The sequence below is a fragment of the Nocardiopsis sp. JB363 genome, from assembly GCF_900143625.1.
Taxonomy (GTDB): Bacteria; Actinomycetota; Actinomycetes; order Streptosporangiales; family Streptosporangiaceae; genus Nocardiopsis.
Genome location: NZ_FRFF01000170.1, coordinates 1 through 17,861 on the forward strand (window position 1 = coordinate 1; position 17,861 = coordinate 17,861).

The 17,861-nt window shown below is 65.7% G+C and carries 12 protein-coding genes; 5 read left to right on the top strand and 7 right to left on the bottom strand.

Annotated features, from left to right (window positions below):
• The first annotated feature begins 386 nt into the window (after positions 1-386).
• Entirely contained in the window at positions 387-1,247 is an 861-nt protein-coding gene (locus BQ8420_RS26965; protein WP_087102528.1) for a helix-turn-helix transcriptional regulator, read from the top strand.
• On the top strand, positions 1,244-1,501 hold the full coding sequence (locus tag BQ8420_RS26970) for a DUF397 domain-containing protein (protein ID WP_087102530.1): 258 nt from the start codon (positions 1,244-1,246) through the stop codon (positions 1,499-1,501). The genes BQ8420_RS26965 and BQ8420_RS26970 overlap by 4 nt, the downstream gene beginning before the upstream one ends.
• A 60-nt stretch (positions 1,502-1,561) precedes the next feature.
• Here the strand turns inward: BQ8420_RS26970 and BQ8420_RS32460 are convergent, their stop codons facing one another.
• The 3 genes from BQ8420_RS32460 to BQ8420_RS26990 all read right to left on the bottom strand — a co-directional run bounded on the left by BQ8420_RS32460 (position 1,562) and on the right by BQ8420_RS26990 (position 8,202).
• Positions 1,562-5,809 (bottom strand): Eco57I restriction-modification methylase domain-containing protein, encoded by a 4,248-nt coding sequence (locus tag BQ8420_RS32460; RefSeq protein ID WP_200816111.1) that lies wholly within the window; start codon positions 5,807-5,809, stop codon positions 1,562-1,564.
• A gap of 542 nt (positions 5,810-6,351) precedes the next feature.
• Positions 6,352-7,290 carry an NmrA family NAD(P)-binding protein gene (locus BQ8420_RS26985; RefSeq protein WP_087102532.1) on the bottom strand — a complete coding sequence of 313 codons (939 nt, stop codon included), beginning with the start codon at positions 7,288-7,290 and terminating at the stop codon, positions 6,352-6,354.
• Between the two features lie 21 nt (positions 7,291-7,311).
• Positions 7,312-8,202, bottom strand: coding sequence for a pirin family protein (locus BQ8420_RS26990; protein ID WP_200816112.1), 891 nt, complete (start codon positions 8,200-8,202; stop codon positions 7,312-7,314).
• 94 nt (positions 8,203-8,296) lie between these two features.
• Between BQ8420_RS26990 and BQ8420_RS26995 the strand changes: the two genes are divergently transcribed.
• Positions 8,297-8,635: a helix-turn-helix domain-containing protein gene (locus BQ8420_RS26995; RefSeq protein WP_160049458.1), complete on the top strand. Its 339-nt coding sequence runs from the start codon at positions 8,297-8,299 to the stop codon at positions 8,633-8,635.
• Positions 8,636-8,901: 266 nt separating this feature from the next.
• Here the strand turns inward: BQ8420_RS26995 and BQ8420_RS33095 are convergent, their stop codons facing one another.
• On the bottom strand, positions 8,902-9,036 hold the full coding sequence (locus BQ8420_RS33095; protein ID WP_255404908.1) for a hypothetical protein: 135 nt from the start codon (positions 9,034-9,036) through the stop codon (positions 8,902-8,904).
• 199 nt (positions 9,037-9,235) lie between these two features.
• Between BQ8420_RS33095 and BQ8420_RS27000 the strand changes: the two genes are divergently transcribed.
• Entirely contained in the window at positions 9,236-10,456 is a 1,221-nt protein-coding gene (locus tag BQ8420_RS27000) for a hypothetical protein (RefSeq protein ID WP_087102538.1), read from the top strand.
• A 59-nt stretch (positions 10,457-10,515) separates the two neighbouring features.
• Here BQ8420_RS27000 and BQ8420_RS27005 read toward each other — a convergent pair whose 3' ends face one another.
• Genes BQ8420_RS27005 through drmD form a run of 3 tightly spaced genes read right to left on the bottom strand, consistent with a single transcriptional unit; the run spans position 10,516 to position 15,474 of the window.
• Positions 10,516-11,055, bottom strand: coding sequence for a hypothetical protein (locus BQ8420_RS27005; protein ID WP_087102540.1), 540 nt, complete (start codon positions 11,053-11,055; stop codon positions 10,516-10,518).
• A gap of 4 nt (positions 11,056-11,059) precedes the next feature.
• Positions 11,060-12,148 (bottom strand): ImmA/IrrE family metallo-endopeptidase, encoded by a 1,089-nt coding sequence (locus BQ8420_RS27010; RefSeq protein WP_087102542.1) that lies wholly within the window; start codon positions 12,146-12,148, stop codon positions 11,060-11,062.
• Between the two features lie 59 nt (positions 12,149-12,207).
• On the bottom strand, positions 12,208-15,474 hold the full coding sequence (drmD, locus tag BQ8420_RS27015) for a DISARM system SNF2-like helicase DrmD (protein ID WP_235006514.1): 3,267 nt from the start codon (positions 15,472-15,474) through the stop codon (positions 12,208-12,210).
• Between the two features lie 217 nt (positions 15,475-15,691).
• Between drmD and BQ8420_RS27020 the strand changes: the two genes are divergently transcribed.
• Entirely contained in the window at positions 15,692-17,827 is a 2,136-nt protein-coding gene (locus tag BQ8420_RS27020; RefSeq protein ID WP_087102545.1) for a UvrD-helicase domain-containing protein, read from the top strand.
• The last annotated feature ends 34 nt before the right edge of the window (positions 17,828-17,861 follow it).

The window sequence follows — 17,861 nt, forward strand, 5'->3', positions numbered from 1 at the left end:
CATGAGCGGGCACCCCAACCGGTACTGATCCCCGCCGCCTAACTTAGCGGCATTGAACCAGGGCCTCCCCCTGCACCGGGACGGGCACGGTAGCGGACGCGAAGGCGGTTTCGGGCATGACGAACACACTCCTTGGCATGAATCACTCGACTTCAAAGCGTCGGCTCTGCGAGTACAAACCCCGCACCATCCGCCCTGTGTTGCACAGCGGACAACCGGCGCACCAGACTCTTGAGAGTCAGGATTGATTTTCAATATAGGATCTCAAACAGCTTTCCGCCAGCGATTCGCCAATCTGGCCTTCCAGGTTTCTTGAAGCTTCCACAGCGGCGAGCCGACCCGACTAACGTTCGAGCGACCGATTCCAGACAGACAGGGTGGTGCAAATGGGTTCAAGCCCGACAGTATGGCGACGTTGGCTTGCCCACGAGCTAAAACGTCTAAGGATGGAGGCCGGACTCAGCCGTAAGGACGTCGCCGCGAAGCTTCGCTGCACCCAGGGAAAACTGCACTACATCGAGACCGCTGTGGTCCCACCACGCGCTAGAGATCTCGAAGAGATCCTCTTCGACCTCTACCAGGTCCCCGAGGAACGCCGTGATCACTACCTTCAAGCGGCTCGCAATGCCCGCAAACGAGGCTGGTGGGAAAAACAGGACGATAGCGTGACATTGCCCAAATGGTTCTCGCTGTACCTCGGTCTTGAGCAGGGTGCCTCAGAGATCTACACCTGGGAGACCCAGCTGATCCCAGGGCTGCTTCAGACCAGGAAGTACGCATACACAGTCATCAACGGGGCTATCGCGGAACAGAGCACTGAGGAAGTCGAGAAATTGGTCGACGTTCGCATGGCCAGGCAGAACGTCCTAGCTGGGGACGACGCGATTCGTCTCTGGGCCGTCATCGATGAGACAACTCTTCTCCGTGAAATCGGAGGGCGCTCAGTCATGCGTGAACAGATTGAACACATCCTCAATCTGAGTTCCCGTCCACGCATCACCATCCAGCTCCTACCACAACCAAGCGGCACTCACGCTGGCATGCTCGGAAGCTTCTCCGTTCTAGGGTTTCCAGCGTCCACGGACCCTGGTCTCATCTACCTCGAATACCGCACCGGAGCGATGTACCTGGAGCAACCCTCGGAGATCAAAAACCACCAGATAGCGTTCGAACATCTTCGGATAGCTGCACTCAACCCTGGACCCTCACGTTCAAGGATGAAGGAGATCATGGAGAACCTGCGATGAATCAGGAATCGCCCAAGTTGAACTGGCTTAAGAGCAGCTACAGCGGTGAGACCGGTGGAAACTGCGTTGAGGTAGCGCACATCCTCGCCAACTTCCGGAAGAGCACCTACAGCGGACACGGCCAGGACTGTGTCGAGGTCGCCGAACTTCCCTGTGGCGCGGCCATCCGCGACTCCAAACACCCCACCTCCGGACACCTCCCCTTCCCCGCCCCCGAGTGGACCGGCTTCCTCTCGGCCGCCCTCGGCAAGTAGCCCCAGCACGCGCGAAGCCCAGCCGTGAGCACCCCTCTCGTCACGGCTGGGCTTCGTTACTCAGAAGAGAGTTCCCTCAGGCTGGAACAGCCCGTCCTCAACCACCGGAGTCGCTGAAGCCTTCCTCTGCTTCTTGCGGGCTTTCTTCTTCGGCGGCCAGATTCCCTTACGCTTCTCTTCCTCATGCCGAGCGTGGTTCAGCTCAAGAAGCCGGTCAAGGATCTCCACACGGACTGTTGGACTGACTGTCCAGCGAGGGCCTTGTTCGGTCTCATGGTGACCGTGCTGAAGTTCGAGGTCACTCCAGCCATAGGCCTCCTTGACTGCCTGGTCGATCTCGACATGGATCTCGCGCAACCGTTCGATGTCCTCGTCCCCTTGGCCCGCCGGGTCGTGCACCAAGTTGTAGAGCTTCGTCAGCCCGAGGCTCCGGCGCAGCATGAGCTCGCGACGTTCCCGGTCCAGCTGCTCGCCGATGACAGTCAGTGTCTCCATCCGTTCCGGCTTCGGGAAGGTCTCGTACACATCCGAAGGGGTGTACCGCAGGTCTCCCTTCATGCTGGAAGCCCGGGACACCGCCCAGGAGTAATGGATACCGCTGCTGAGTAGGGCAAGATGCTTAAGTCCGCCATCCACGAAAACGCCCACCATGTGGGAGAAGACCTGCCCTGTGGGTTGTCTGACGGGGAGGCCCGTACGACTCACCAAAGCGATCGTCAGTACATGTTTGAGGCCAGAGATCTCCGAATAGAGTTCAGGACGGCCGCGTTCGTAAAGCCACCACTGATCTCGGGCTGAAGCGCTGTACCTATTCTGAAGACGGACCGGCTTAACGTCCCGTTCCACGACTTCGAAGGGCTCCGGGTATTCTCTGGCCTCTTCCTCTGACATTGAACCGAAGTTAATCACCCACCGACTCGGGGATGAATCAGGCCGCGAGTTGAGATCCTTACCGATCAGATAAGGGAAGATCACCTCCCGATTCTTCGGGTTCTGCCGGATCAGCTCCCTGGCTTGCTCGGGCTCAAGGATGAAGCCCTCCCCAAGCACATTCGATCCTTGGAAGGACTGCTCCGCGTTGGCGACCAAACGCAACGGCTTACCCGTCACCCGAGACTCCGGGTCGAGCGAAGGCGTGATCCCCGTGACCGGACCCTCCCCCAGGAAGGCCTGTTCCTTCTTCCCGCTGTGCCCCGCCCATACCAGCGACACGTGCACGTTCGCGCTGCCGGTCCACTTCTGGCTCTTCACCGCCCGGTAGACCTTCCAGCCCTCCTGCTCCACCACCTGGTCCAGGCCCACCTCACGGGTGTCACCCTGCGCGATGGTGTTGGTGGCGATGATCCCGGTTCGGCCCTTCGGTGCCAGGTCCAGGTTCCGCAACAGGAAGTACGAGCACAGGTCCGCACTCCCCCGTTTGCCCTTGGCGATGTCGACCACCAGGTATTCACGAACGTCACGGCCGATGTTGCCGGTCAGTCGTTGCCCGCCGATGAAGGGCGGGTTACCCACCACCGCGTCGAAACCACCGTGCCCCATGACCTCGGGATACTCGATGGCCCAGTGCATCGGCTTGATGGGCTGCTCTCGATCTCCCCGCAACCATTCCCTAATCTTGGCCTCGGTCGCCTCTTGCTTGCCGGGGTCTCGTGGCCCTTCGCTCAAGAGCTCCTGGAACTCGTCCGAAAGGAAGGTCAGCAGCCGGTTGTAGGACTCCTGCCAGTTGAACTTCTTGTCCTCGGCGTCCTGGAGCTTCTTCTCGTACTCCTCAAGATCCAGCTCCGCGTACCGTTCGGCACCCAGGGCCGCGGCGACGACCCCGTCACAGGCCAGCCTCAACTGTGCGAGCCGAGCATCGGCCTCATCGTTCAACTTGGCCTTGAGTCTCACGTCCTCCGGGTCGTCCACCGGTGGCCGGGCCTCGATCTCCCGCCGTAGCTCGGTCACTTCCGCCAACACCCGGTCGATGTACTCACCCACGTCACCGGAGAGCCGGGCATTGATGCTTCGGCCTTCGTCCGGGTCCGTATGGAAGTACTTCACCTGCCGCTCGTTCACCAACCCGACCAAAGAGTCACCGCTCTTCAGCGCGTGGTCGAGGAAGCTGAACGGCTTGTCCTTGGCCAGGGTCTCCAGCCACATCGACAACTTGGCCAGTTCCACCGCCATGTCGTCGCGGTCCACCCCGTAGATGCACGACCCCGCGACCCTGCGCTTGGCGTAGAGCCTCAGGTCATCGAGTTCGATGGATGCCTCGACCCCAACACCCGATCCCCCATCGAGTTCGGAATCATCCCCGGCTCCATGAGTACCGGTTCCATGATCCCCAGTTCTCCCATGCCCGGCATCATCGTCTGCTCCGGCATCTTCGCATCCAGGATCATCGCTACCGGTAGGGGCCGCGGAGTCCCCTACGCCCTTCTTCGCCCCGGTCACCTCCCCCAGCACCTCACGCGGGATTCCGTCCCGCTGCCAGGCCTCCACTACCCTCTCCCCCAGGTACCGGGTGGCCGCGACGAGGAACGCCCCGCTACCCATGGCGGGATCCACCACCTTCAGCTTCAGCACCTCTTCGGCCGGTTTGACCTTCCACTCCGTCTCCGGTGCGCCTTCCGCCGGGCCCGGCCGGTACACCAATGGCTCCAGCGTGTAGCGCACCACCTTCTCCGCCAGGTCGCGCGGGGTGTAGTGCGTCCCGGTCTTCCTGCGCTCCCCCACCTGGGTGAACAGCACCGACCGGTCCGGGAACACCGTCGGGTCCTCGCGCAGGTCGGTCCGGAGCAGACCCCAGAACGGCAGCGTCCTTTCGGCGAGATCGGCGTCGCTGTCCCAGGCCGAATGCAGCCTCGACCGATCCTGCGGCCCCGGTTCGGCGCGGAGCATCTTCTCCAACTGGTTGCGGGTCGCCCCGGTCTCCTTCTGGAGCCAGCCGAGAAAGACCTCCTCACCCTCCGAATAGGTCTCCTCGACCGTCTCCAGCGGCAGCTCCGGCTCGTTCTTACCGCGCAGCCCCACGTACGGGCCGTGGGTCTTGCGGACGGAGAACTCCAGCAGACCTTCGTACACGTGGCCGATGTCCTCCACCCCCAGACCCTTGTAGGAGATCCGGGTGGGGGTGCCCCTCTTGGTCCTGGGCTTGAGCATGACCAGCGCGTCGAGGATCTCGAACACGACCCGGTCGGCGATGGCGAAGTCCAGCAGCCACGGGTAGGTGTCCGGCTTGAACAGCGAACCTCCGTACGGCGGCAACCTCAGGTCCGGGTGCTCGGAGCCCTTGTGGATCCCGTTGAACAGGGCGAGCAACCGAGGCCAGGCGGCGGCCCTACGGTCCACGACCTCCTCACCCAACCGGTCCCGGTCATTGGTGAGCTGGTCGTGCAACCGGCTTACCGAGTAGTGGTCGGCGTACAGGTCGTCGGTGGGCAGCAGCCGCTGCTCCTCCGCGTACAGCAAGAACACCAGCCGCATCAGAACGGTCAGCGCGCCCTTGTAGATCTCCCTCTCCTCCACCTGCGCGAGGAACCGGCCATCGGACTCCCGATCCAGCCGGGCGAGCTCGGCGACGAGCAGCTCCACCGCGCGCAGCACCTGGTTTCCCAGGTCCTGGGTGAGGTCGCTGTGCTTGTCGAAGGTGCGCTCGAACAGCGCCGCCGTCGACTGGGTGAGTTCGTCCTTCTTGGTCCGGGCGGGCGGCCGAACCCGGTTGTTCTCCAACAGGGCGGCGAGCGCTTGGAGTAGTAGGGGCTCCTCGCTCCACAGGTCGGCGTCGAAGACCCCCACCGAGGTGGGTTTGCCGGGCAGGGCGTGCACGAGTGCCCAGTACTGGCCGTCGGTGACCAGGGCCAGGGGGACGCCGGATTCCCGGCAGTGGGCGGCGGCGGTCTCCACCGGGGAGGGGCGCCCGGCCTGGGAGCGGGCCGGTTCGGCGCCCAAGGGCAGGCGGTAGAAGTGCAGGCGTTCCTCGCTGCCCTTGAGCGCGGGGCCCGAGAGCGCGAATTCAGGTGTGGTCCTGGCACCACGCGTCGTCGTCTGGACCCGCTGGGCTTTCTCCCAGCCGAGCAGCCGGGTCAACACCAGCTCGATCCAGTCGGGAACCAGGGCACCGGAACGCTCCCGGTCGAGCTGGTTCCAGCCCTCCCGCAGGGTGCGACGCACCTCGGAGTCGATCGCGGGCAGTCCCTCGGGGAAGGCTTCGAGGAGGACTTCGGCGGAGAGGAAGGGCCCGTCGGGCGCGAGCAGCCCCAACCACTCGGTGTGCTGCTCGGCGGGGCGGATCGAGGGCGCGCGGCGTCGGCGAGGTCCAGACATGGGTCGAGGTTATCGGCCCCTCTTCCTTTGCCTGGAGGAGCTTCGACAATCGTTCCTTCGCCGGCCACACGTGTGGCCTCCCGGAGCGGAACGGTCTCTGTGACGAGTCCGCGAAACCCCACGCCTGTGACATGGGGAGGGAATACGGCTTCTCTCTCGCCACCGGGTACATAACGGGAGAGCTTGAAGAGGGCGAAGCCTTGGGCTACTGGAGGAAGCATCCCGAACTGACAGAGAGGGGGTGGGGCCGCCTGAACAAGCAACGGGGGCAGCAAGGGCGTTTCGACCAGACAGTAGCGTGACGAACATGCCGCGCGATCTGTGGTGCGCACGCTGTACGTGTGCACTGCGTACGCACCACGACAGAGAAACGAGCTCGTGTGTGAGCCAACCGCCTCATACCTTCGGGTTACCGCCCCTTGGTAGGGACGATGAGGAACCCATCCGAACGTCATGCTGAGCCGGCACATGCCTACGTTTCGCCCACGCCGAGGAGATCGCCACCCCCCTGTCCGGCATCAAGGTGAGTCGAGGCCGGCGTGTCAGACCGCGGTGGGCCACTCGTCCTGCCCCCAGCTCTTCTCCGGCGCCGCGAGGTGCGCCGCGCCTGAGCCCGCCAGGTAGGCGGCGACCGAGGTCGGCAGCACGTCCGGGTAGTCCGCGTTGCGGACGTCCCGCAGCGAGGCCGTCCCATCGAACATGGCGATCTGGTATTGCAGGGCCAGGTACTCGAACATGCTGGACGCCGTGAACTGGCGGCGGGCGATCTCCGCGCGCAGGTCCCGCAGGGTGCCCTTGTGCACCAGGTTCCACCGGCGTCCGGACGCCGCCTCGACCTCGTTGTGAAGTTCCAGCATGGAGAGCTGTTGACCGGCCACATGCACCTCGCGGCCCGCAGTCCCGGGGTCGAGCGCGATCGCGGCCGTGTACGCGGCGGTGTCCGGGATCGTGGTGATGTCGATCGGACGGGTACCGTCGCCCCACATCGAGAAGGTGCCCGCCACCGGGTCGAGGATCTCGTGGACGTCGGCGAGGAAGTACTCCGGGAACGCACCGATCGACACCGACGTACGCGCGACCGTCGATGAGTCGAACTCGTCGGTGAACGTGCGGCGCAGGTCGGACAGCACGTTGACGCCGTACCCGTAACCGTAGAGGTTGATCGAGAAGTCCGACGGGATCATCCAGTGCACACCTGCGCGCTCCGCGGCCCGCAGCAGTTCCCGTTGCCCGTCGATGACGACCTCCGGGCCGCCCTGTACCGCGGAGACCACGACCTCCACGCCGTCGACGAGCGGCTGGAGCGCGGCGGCGCCGTCGGTCAGGTCGCCGACGTATGGCCTCAGGCGGGGATGGGTCGGCAGTTTGTCCTTCGACGACCCGCGGACCAGGGCCCGGACGTCGGCGCCTCGTTCCAGCAGGTTCTTGACGATCAGGCTCCCGAGGCTTCCGGTCGCACCTGCTACCAGTACCGTTGTCATCGTCGTTGCTCCTTAGGTTTCTCAGGTGCCCGCAGGCGTGTGCGTATGGCGAGGGATGCCGCCGAATTTTCCGGAGTGGAAGTCGCGGTAGGCCTGTTCGATCTCGGCCCGGCTGTTCATGACGAACGGGCCGCTGGCGACGACGGACTCACCGATCGGTCGGCCCGCGAAGAGCAATACGGTGGTCCGCTCGTCCCTGTCGCCGGTGGCCAGTGTCAATGTGGTCGCGTCACCCTGACCGGATACGGGATCGGACCAGGCGGTCTGTCCGGTGCCCACGGTGCGACCCCCGACGTTCAGCCGCCCCGCGATCACGTACGCGAAGGCGCGCTCGGCACCGTCGATGACCTGCCGGTACTCGGTTCGCGGATCGAGGGTGATCACCGCGCCGAGGATGGGCCACTGGTTGACCGCCGGGCCGCGTGCGGCCCCGGTCTCGCCCGAGATCACCTGGACGAGCACGCCCGGCTCGGTATGTACGGCCTGCATGCCGGCCCGTAGGTCCTGGTAACCGGTGGGGACGAACTTCAGGTGCGACGGCAGGTTGAGCCACAGTTGGATCACACGAGCGTGTTCGGCGCGGGCGGCGGTCTCGCGGTGGATGACGCCCCGGCCCGCGGTCATCCACTGCACATCGCCCGGCCCGAGCACTCCGGCGTTTCCCAGGGAGTCGCCGTGTTCGAGGACGCCGTCCAGGATCAGGGTCACGGTCTCCAGTCCGCGGTGCGGATGCCAGTCGAACCCCGGCTGGTTGACCAGCTCCTCTCCCATCAGCAGGAATGGGTCGGTCCAGGCGTCGTTGCCGGGGGCGATGGCCAGGGTGCTGCGCGCCGACATGGCCGTCGGGCCCAGGTCCACCTGGTCGACGACCCGATTCACCCGCCGGGCCACCGGTGCGGAAATTGCGGTCATGATGTCTCTGCCTCTCATCGGTCAGAGAAAGCGTCGCACTTGTCGGCAGGCATTGACAAAGAGCACCCAAGTTACTTACTTTTGAGAAGTGAACTTGCCATCCGGTACGACCGTCGACGAGGACAGCTGCCACCACATCCTGAGCGCCATCGCCATCATCGGCGTCCGTTGGGCCGGGCCGATCCTGCTCGCCGGGGCTCGCGGGGCGCGCCGATTCAAGGAGTATCGGGCTCTCGTCCCGGGTATCTCCGATCCGCAACTGACTCTGCGGCTCAAGCAGCTCCAGGAGCGCGGGCTCATCGTGCGCACCGTCATTCCCAGCACCCCGGTCCAGATCACGTACGACCTCACTGCCGACGCCAGAGAGCTGATCACCGCCCTCCGGCCTCTGGCGGACTGGAGCGAACGGAATCTCCCGAACAGCGACGCGTAAGGTTCCACCGTGTCCGGTGCCGCGGTGTTGGTCCCCGACGGGCGTTCCCCGCCGGGTGGTCGGTGTTCTCGTGCTCCGGTCGAACGCGGCTGTGAGCCCTCGATGGCGGTGTGGACACCTGGCCCGCTCTTGTGGATCAGCCCGGCCCTCGCCCACCGGGACGGCTGCCGGTACATACTCCCTGAAGTGACATCCCCCGGACGATGAGCGATCCGGCGCGCACCCCACTGGTGGTCGGGGCCGGCCTCCAGCAGCGCAACCACGTGTTAGCGACGCCGGTCGGCCAGGGCCGAGCGCCTCTCGTCCCGCGACACAGCGGGCAGCGCGGGCTCATCGAATACCGGCTCGCACACCTTGATGTCCAACCCCGTGAGCGCGCGGCGTCGGCGAGGTCCAGACATGGGTCGAGGTTATCGGCCCCTGGTGGGCCACCCACAGTCCTTCACCCTTCCGGTGGCGGAACCGCTCACCACGGCTTCGGTGACCGATCGACGAAATATCCACCGACCATGCCCGGCACCCGGGAGAGCACGCTGACCGGACCCGGCCAACCGAGATCGGTCCCTACCGCCTCGACCCTTTGAGTGTTATTCGTTCTGCATGACCTACGATCACCGGTTGGTCCAGACCGCCACGCTCAGCGGTCCCCGCTCCCATGACCCCGTCTTCCTCCCTATGGAAAGGCACCTGGCCGAGGAGTTCAAAGACCACCACCAAGACGCCACCTTCTGGTGCGGGGGGCTACTCGGCGGCTGCGGCGGCCGGCTGGGGATCAAGATCTACTGGGAGAAAGTGGCGCACTTCGCGCACTACTCCAGCACCAATGGGTGCACCCGACAGCATGGTGGGATCGAGAGCGCCGATCACCTCTTCGCAGGCAAACACGTCAACCGGTGGCTCGATGCCCATGGCCTGCCCCAGCGAGAAGCGCTCTTCGAAGGGGACTTCGCCGAGGGAGGCACCTGCCACCGGCTCACACTGCCCGCCACTGGTGAAGACCCGACGATTCTTTTCGAGTTCACCACCCGGGTAGGGCCCACCGTCCAACGCCTACTCGCTCAAGGGCGCGACCGACCACAGGCCTGGTTCGTGCGGAACAACACCGATCTGGTCCGCCGGCTCATCCGCTCCCACGGGCACGGGCTCCGCTTCCGTATGCGAACCGACCGGTTCGAGCGAAGAGTCGATGTCGGCAACACCTCTCCCGATGGCCACACCTGGTGGCGACCGATCGAGGATTGCTCCCTGGAGATGAAACAGGGCGCGGCCCCACCTCCCGTGGCGTTTCCCGAAGAAGAACCTGGGCCACGCCCGGTGTCGAACTCTTGGCAGCCCGGGTCGAAGGCGCCGAAAGAGGTCCTTCCTCACCCGCTCCTCGCCCGTCTGCGCAAAGCCCTGGAAGATCGGGACTGGTCGGCCACCCGCCTGTTCACCGAGCGGCTTCGTCAACTGCTGAAGAACACGAGTGACATCGGCATCACCCACTTCCGGCAGGAGGCCGAGGAACTCCTGACGGTGAGCAGGCAGACCCTACGGCACCTGATTCCCAAGGCCACGCTGATCGCGTGTGCCCCCGGTCAGGCCCACAGCACACCCGCTCCCCACGAACGACCCGTCGTCGTGCCCGTGCCCAGGCAGGGGCCACCGACACCGAAGGCCGGCGGAACCCCTTCCAGGCCAAGAAAGAACAAGGAACGGAAACGGCGCACGTACTCGACCTCAACGTCATCCGTGCCCGCTCAGCCCTCCGAACCGACCTCCAAGGTGGACGCGAACGCGCTGCTCAAGCTCCAGGCGCGGTTCAACACACGTCGTACGTGAAAGCCCCGCGCCGCACTCATCCGACAAGCCGGACGCCACACTCCACAACCGCGTTCTCCCTACCCCAGGAGCTTTTCCTCCCGGGCCCAAGTCTCGAAGCCTCCCTTGGCGAAGGGCAACCGCATTCCGGATTCCCGTAGAGTGTCCGCCAGTGTGGAGGCTCCCACCAAGCTGTAGTCACCCCGGGCGCAGGCCTGAGCGATCAGTCGCATGGTTCCGCAGACCACCAGTCCATAGTGTTCAGCCGTCTTGCGGGCGTCACGATCGTCCATCACCAAGGTGCCGCCTCGCAGTTCGGCATATGCGCACAGCATGGTCTCGCCGATGTTGTGGTCGTCCTTGAGCGACATACGGGCGCTCCAGGTCCCGTAGGCGTGCAGGAACTCCAGGGAGTCGGTAGGCACCGTGCGGACCCAGCCGGCCCGGATCACCAGGGCGTGCGCGTCGTGGTCGTTGCGCCGCACCTCATCCAGGATGGATTGGGTGGTCAGGCACTCGTGATCCTTGACCAGATCACCGAGCACGTCCAGCCGATCGGCCTTGACCGCGTGCAGCAAAGGGGAAGCGTCGAACAGGAAGGGCTCGTCGAAGGAGGTCAACCCGTCAGTCCTCGCTGAGGTCTTGGAGCGCGATCTGTCCACGCATCATCTCTACTCCACGTCCCGGCGTGATCGCGTGTTCGCGCACGGCCGCGACCACCGCGGAGGAAATCCCTGGGGGAACCCGAACAGAAGCAAGGTCGGGTTGCGGCTTCCACCCCAACGCCTCTCTGAACTCGACGTCGGTCGGTACACATACACGTAGCCGATGCAGTTCCCCCGAATCGAGCGACCCATGCTGCCTCAGCTGGGATACGGCAAGGCTCCAAGACACCCTGTATCGAGCGGCAAGCGTCACCAGCGCATGTCGACGGCTCTCTCCCTCAGAAGCCACCAATACTTCTCGCAACGCACTGTTCGGCAAAAGAAGCTCTGCGGCGAAGGCTTCGATCACGCGTTCTCGATCCTCCCGAGAGGCATGCACACCAAGGTCGTTGGAGTATTCGTCCCCCAACACCATGTGTCCGAGTTCGTGCGCGGCGGTACTTCTCCGTCGCCCGGGAGCCTGTTCCTCAGCGACCACGGCCACCGCGACGTCATCGTCCACCAACGAAGCGCCGTCCGAAGGCAGGGAGACCACTGCGGTGAACTGACCCGCCTGTTCACACACAGCGGCCACGGACTCGATCGGTTCGGTACTCAAGCCCAGCTCGGAACGCAGCCACAGGGCCGCCCGCCGAGCCGTCCTCGTGTCCGAAACCGACTTCGGGAAGCGCGCCATCGGCCTCGGGGCCAAGAACCCGAGATCGATGAGTTGGCGTACGTCCCGCAGCCACACGGAGAGCAATGCCTCGGTCCGGTACGCGCTGCGCGCAGCCTGGCTGTCCCCGACCGCGCTGCCGCCGGCTATGGCGGACCTCCGGGAGACGACCTCCGGAGCCGGGCTGAGGAAATGGGACAGAGGGCAGTCGAGTGCACGGGCCAGGTGAGTGAGTTCGACCGCGTCGATACGACGCTCGCCGCTCTCCAGCTTGGAGACCATGCTGCGTTCCAAACCGATCAACTCGCCAAGGGCGTGCTGGGAGAGACCGGCGGCCGACCTGCTCTCCCGCACACGCTCGCCGATGCTTTCCCAACTCAGCTGATCCGTCATGGTGCGATGATCGCACAGTTCTCATTTAAATGTACTCTTCAGCAAATTGAGAGTCGCAGTTATCGCTTCACCGCCGCCGGGACCAGGAAGGTGACCGCCACCGGGAACCAACGCGGCTTGGGCTTGTCGTAGCGGTGTTTCAGGGCTTCCTGTTCCTCCTTCTTGCGTTCGGGGATCTCCTTCAAACGGGCCTGGAGCGCCTCACGGTCCTGTCGGAGCTGCTCCTTCTCCCGCAACTCGAACAGGCTCGTCTGTTCCCAGCGCGGGGTGTCGTCCAAGGCCGCCTCGATACCTTCGGCCAGCTCGTCCAGGACCAGGCCGATCGCCTCGACCTCCTGCTCGCGCTTACGGTCCAGGTCCCGCTGCACCGCCTTGAACCGCTGGCCGGCTCGCTGTTGCAGGGCGCCGCCCACCGCCTTGTCCAGGTCCGGCCACATCTGGACCAGTCGTTCCCGAACCGGTTCGGGGGCCAGACGTTCGGAGGCCGCCGCCATCCAGCGGTCGATCTCCTCCTCCTTGGCCCGCGCGAAGGAGCCCTGATCGATCCGACCGCCCGCGAGCAGTACTTCCTCGTGCAACCGGGTGCCCTCCGCGCCTGTGACGACCACCCGCCCATGAGCGACGACGGCCGGCACCTTCAGCACGTCGGACTCCACCACCCGCGCGGTGACCCGGCTGAGCTTCGATCCCTGTGACCACAGTTCCTCACGGAGCAGGGTCAGGCACAGGTCCACAAGACGGTGCTTGAGGTGCAACAACACCAGGTCGTTGCGGCCCACGACCGCGTCAGGGTCGAAGGTGACCAGTCGTTCCACACCGGTGACCGGGTGGGCCAGGCCTCCGTTGCGCGCGCTCGCCCACGCACCGGCGAGTTCCGGGAGCCGGAAGCACTTGGCCGTGACGTCCTTGGGCGCTTCGGCGTCGATGAGGTCCTTGCGGTGGGCCAGGTCCAGCCCGGTACGGACCACTCGTTCCAGGGTGTCGGGGGTCAGGTCGAGGCGGTCACGGCTTCCGGTGAGCTTGTTCGCCAACTCCTTCACCCGATGGTTGAGCTCGTGCTGGGTCCTCAGCCGGGCCACCCCGGCCAGGGAGGAGATCTCACTGTCGGTCTCGGTCCACTCGGTGCGCCGCCCCAACATCTTCTGCTCGACCTGGTGGGCGATGACGTCACCCGCGCTGCCGAGGTCCTCCCGGATACGGTCGACCTTCTCGGCCGCGGTGCGCAGGAAACCGAGTTCGTCCTCCAAGGAGCCGGGTTCGGCGGTCTCCCAGCCCTTGGGGACGAAGTGGGTGATCTCCACCCGGCCCGCCCGCTGACCGTGCCGGTCCACACGACCGTTGCGCTGTTCCAACCGGTTGGGGTTCCACGGGATCTCCCAGTGCAGGATCCGGTGACAGTACCGCTGGAGGTTGATGCCCTCACTGGCGGAGTCGGTCGCCACCAAAATCCTGACCTTGTCGAGGTCGGGCCGGTCGGTGAAGACGTTCTTGACCTGTTCACGCTCATCCGAGTCCTGACCGCCGTACAGCTGGGCCAAGCGTTCCCCGTTCTTACCTCCGTAGCCGGCGGTAATGAGCCGTTCCCGCAGCCAGCGTTGGGTGTCGCGGTACTCGGTGAAGATGATGACGCGCTCGTCGGTCCACCCCGCCGGGTCCTGCGGTCCCAGTGGTTCACCATCGACGCCGGGTCGGAAGAGGACCGGGTCGAGCCAGGAGCGCAGCGCCGCGAACCGGGCGTCCGAACGGCCTTGGGCGCCTTGAGCCCACGAGCGCAGATCGGTGAGCAGGCCGCGTTCGTGGTCGGTGAGTCCGGGGGTGCCCCGGCTCACGGTGCCCAGCACCTCGACCTCGGCTTCCTGGTACTCCTCCTCATGTTCGGAGGTCTCCGTCAGACGCTCTCGCAGAACCGGCAGTATCTCCTGGGCGAGAATCGGTTCCGCCATGCCGGTCGAGGGCTCCTGTGCCGCACCCTTGGCGTCCATGGTGGACAGGTGGGTGGTGACGGTGCGGGCGAAGGCCTGCGGGGAGGAGAACAACCGCTTCTTCAACAGGGTCGTGACGAAGTCGACCGTGTGCCGGCCGGGCCTTCCCACACGGAGACGACGGCTGTCCGCGTACTCGACCAACGTGCGGTGCGCTCGACGTTCGGCTTCGTCGTAGTCCACTTCGGCGTAACCGAGCACCCGCTCGGGGAAACGGGCGCTGCCGTCCCAACGCTTGGGCAGGTCCCGCTTGAGGCGGCGGACCATGGCGCGATCCAGTTGTTCATCGGAGGGTTTGATCCCGCGGGCGAAACGCTGGTCGTCCAACAGCTCCAGGAGGGCGGAGAACGACTCCGGGTAGCCGTTGTGCGGGGTGGCGGAGAGGAAGAGCCGATGTTCGCAGTGGGGCGCGAGCTCCCGGATCGCCTTGGTACGCAGGGAATCGACCGCGTACTTTCCGCTACCGGCCGGGGCCACGTTGTGCGCTTCGTCCACCACCAGCAGGTCGATGGCGCGCGGGTAGCGGGGGTTGGCGGGCAGGATCTCGCGCAACATACGTCGGGGGCGTTCGCGTTTGAGCCAGTCGACGCTGACGATCAGGCGCGGGTAGTGGGTCCAGGGGTTGGCGTACAGGCCGCGTTCGCGACGTAGCCCGCGCACGAGTTCGGCGTCCACCACCCGAAAGTCCAGCCCGAACTTGTCGCGCATCTCGTCGCGCCACTGGGTCGTCAATCCGGCCGGGCACACGATGAGCATGTTCCGGGCGCGGTGGCGTAGTTGTAGTTCCTGCATGACGAGCCCGGCCTCGATGGTCTTGCCCAGACCCACATCGTCGGCGATGAGCAGGTTGGTGCGCGGCATCGACAGGGCACGCACCACCGGTTCGAGTTGGTAGTCCTCGATCTCGATGCCGGAACGGAAGGGCGCTTGGAGGGAGGAACTGTCGGCGGAGGTGATCGCACCCCAACGGACGGCGTGCAGGAAGGCGTCCAGCCGGACCGGGGAGTCGAAGCCGTCGGCGTCGGCGGGGGCCGGCAGGTCGCGGCCCTCATGGATCCGGGTCCCGACCTCCAGTTCCCAGAGCACCTCGATCCGGTCGTTGGAGGCATCATCGCCGATGCTCACCAGGGAGACCATGTGCTGGGGCTTGCCGGTGATCCGGGTTCCGTCGCTGGAGACGATGGGTGAGGCGCGCACCTGGGAGACCACCCACGGACGGTTGCGAACCGTGACCATCTGCGTGGTGCCGGGTACCGGTGTGGCCGAACCATCGGTCGAGTCCTCGGAATGGGGGCCGAGTACCTCGATGTCCGTCGCACTGTCCGTCACGGTCTGGGGGGTCACGCGCACCGTCCTTCGTTGAGTGTGTCTCCGTCATACCAGGAGTCGGTGTCCGTGGCGGCGCCTACGGTGTCGATGGCCCTTGACCGGCCGGGTCCTCCGCCCACCGAGTGGCACCGGGTACCGCGAACCCCGCCCGTGACAGGCTTGTGGCCCCTATGCTGAAATGTCAGGCCCCTCACCTGGACGTCCCCTAACCCCCTGTCCCGGAAAGGCTCCCGTGCCCCAGCTCGCGATCGCCAAGGATTTCCTCAGTACCTACGCCACGTTGGACAAAAAGCTCCAAAAGGCCGTCGACGAGACCTTGGACAAGTTCGCCGACACCTACTTCGCCGGTGGCCACCTGGAGAAGATCACCGAAAGCCGCGACCCCCGATGGCGCTCATTGCGCGTCACCCAGGGGTACCGCGGTGTCGTCCTCGCCCCCGAGTCCGGCGACGTGTTCCTCCTGGTGACCGTGCTTCCGCATGACGCGGCCTACCGCTACATCCGCAGCAGGCGCCCCTCCGTCAACCAGGCACTGGGCGTCCTGGAGTTCCGTGACGAAACCGCGTTGAGCACCATGAGCACGGCGCTGGCGCCGGTGGCCGCCGCTTCGGAGCACACGCTGTTCCAGGAGGTCCCGAACAAGCACTTCGCCCAGCTGGGCATCGACGAGGACACCATCCGCATCGCCCGGCTGCTCCCCGACGAGAGCTACCTGGACGCGCTGGCGAACATGATGCCCAAGACCCAGCACGACGCCTTGACCGCGTTGGCCTCGGGGATGACCCCCGACGAGGTGTGGGCACTGCTGAGCCGGGACCTGGTGGAGGAGGTCGACGCTCAGAACGTCGACCCCGAGGACCTGGTCTCGGCGATCCGACGCAGCCCCGACCAGGTGGTGTTCGTGGAGGGCCCCGAGGAACTGCGGGAACTCCTGGAACACCCCTTCGACGTGTGGCGGACCTTCCTGCACCCCCGGCAGGAGCGCATCGCGCGCCGGGACCGGTTCGCGGGACCGGTCATGGTCACCGGAGGCGCCGGCACCGGAAAAACGGTGACCGCGCTGCACCGGGTGGCGCACCTGATCGAGCGGTACGTACCCGACGAACAGCAGCTCGCGCTGGACACCGGCGAGGCCACCCCGGAACAGCCGATCCTGCTCACCACCTTCACCAAGACCCTGGACACCGCGTTGCGTACCCAACTCGAACTCCTGGTTCGAGACCAGGACCGCCGGGCCTTGGTGGACGTGCGCAACCTGGACAAGGTCGCCTACCAGGTGGTGCGTCGGGTGCACGGCAAGTCGAACTTCCCGCGTTCACGCGAACTCACCGCACAGTGGGAGCGGCACGCCGAGGACCTGGACGTCTCGGGGCGTTTCCTGTTGGAGGAATGGGAGCAGGTCGTCCTCGCCCAGGGCCTGCGCACCGAACGCGACTACTTAGAGGCCCGACGTCGTGGTCGAGGCCGCGCCGGACGGTTGGGACCCGAACAGAAGCGTCGGGTGTGGCGGGCGATCCTGGCCGCCACGGAGGAGATGCGCGCGGCCGGGCAGTGGACCTTCACCTGGTTGGCCTCGGAGGCCGCCGACATCCTCGAACGGACCGGAGAACGCCCCTACAGGCACGTGGTGGTGGACGAGTCCCAGGACCTGCACCCGGCCAAGTGGCGTCTGGTCCGGGCGCTGGCCCCCGAGGGACCGGACGACCTGTTCGTCGCGGGCGATCCGCACCAGCGCATCTACGACCACCGGGTGTCCATGGCGGCGGTGGGAATCAACGTGCGCGGCCGCAGTCACCGATTGACCGTGAGCTACCGCAGCACCCAGGAGATCCTCTCCTGGTCGGTGAGGGTGCTGGGGACCGCCCCGGTGGAGGGCTTCGACGGGGTGCGTTCGCACCTGGCCGACTACTCCTCCCCGTTGCACGGGCGCTCCCCCGTCGTGCGTTCCCACCCCACGGAGGAGGCCGAGTCGGCCGGACTCGTTCGGATGGTCTCCGAGTGGCTGGCCGCGGAGGTAGAGCCCGGGACGATCGCCGTGGCCGCCCGCACCGATGCCCTGGTCAGGAAGGCCAGAGCCGCGTTGGAGGCCGAGGGGATCGGCACCTGTGGTCTGGCCGAGGAGGGCGGGGTGCGTGTGGGCACGATGCACTCGATGAAGGGACTGGAGTTCCGCTGTGTGGCGGTGGTCGGTGTGAGCGCCGAGCACCTTCCCCAGGAGCCGAGCGTCACCGACGTGTCGGAGGACCCGGTGGCGCACTCCCACGACATGCAGCGCGAACGCAACCTGCTGTTCGTGGCCTGTACCCGGGCCAGGGACACGCTGTACGTGTCATATGCGGGTAGGCCCAGCCCATTCCTCCCGAAGTAGTCCGAGCCCGGCCGTTCGAATCCCCCGACCGCCA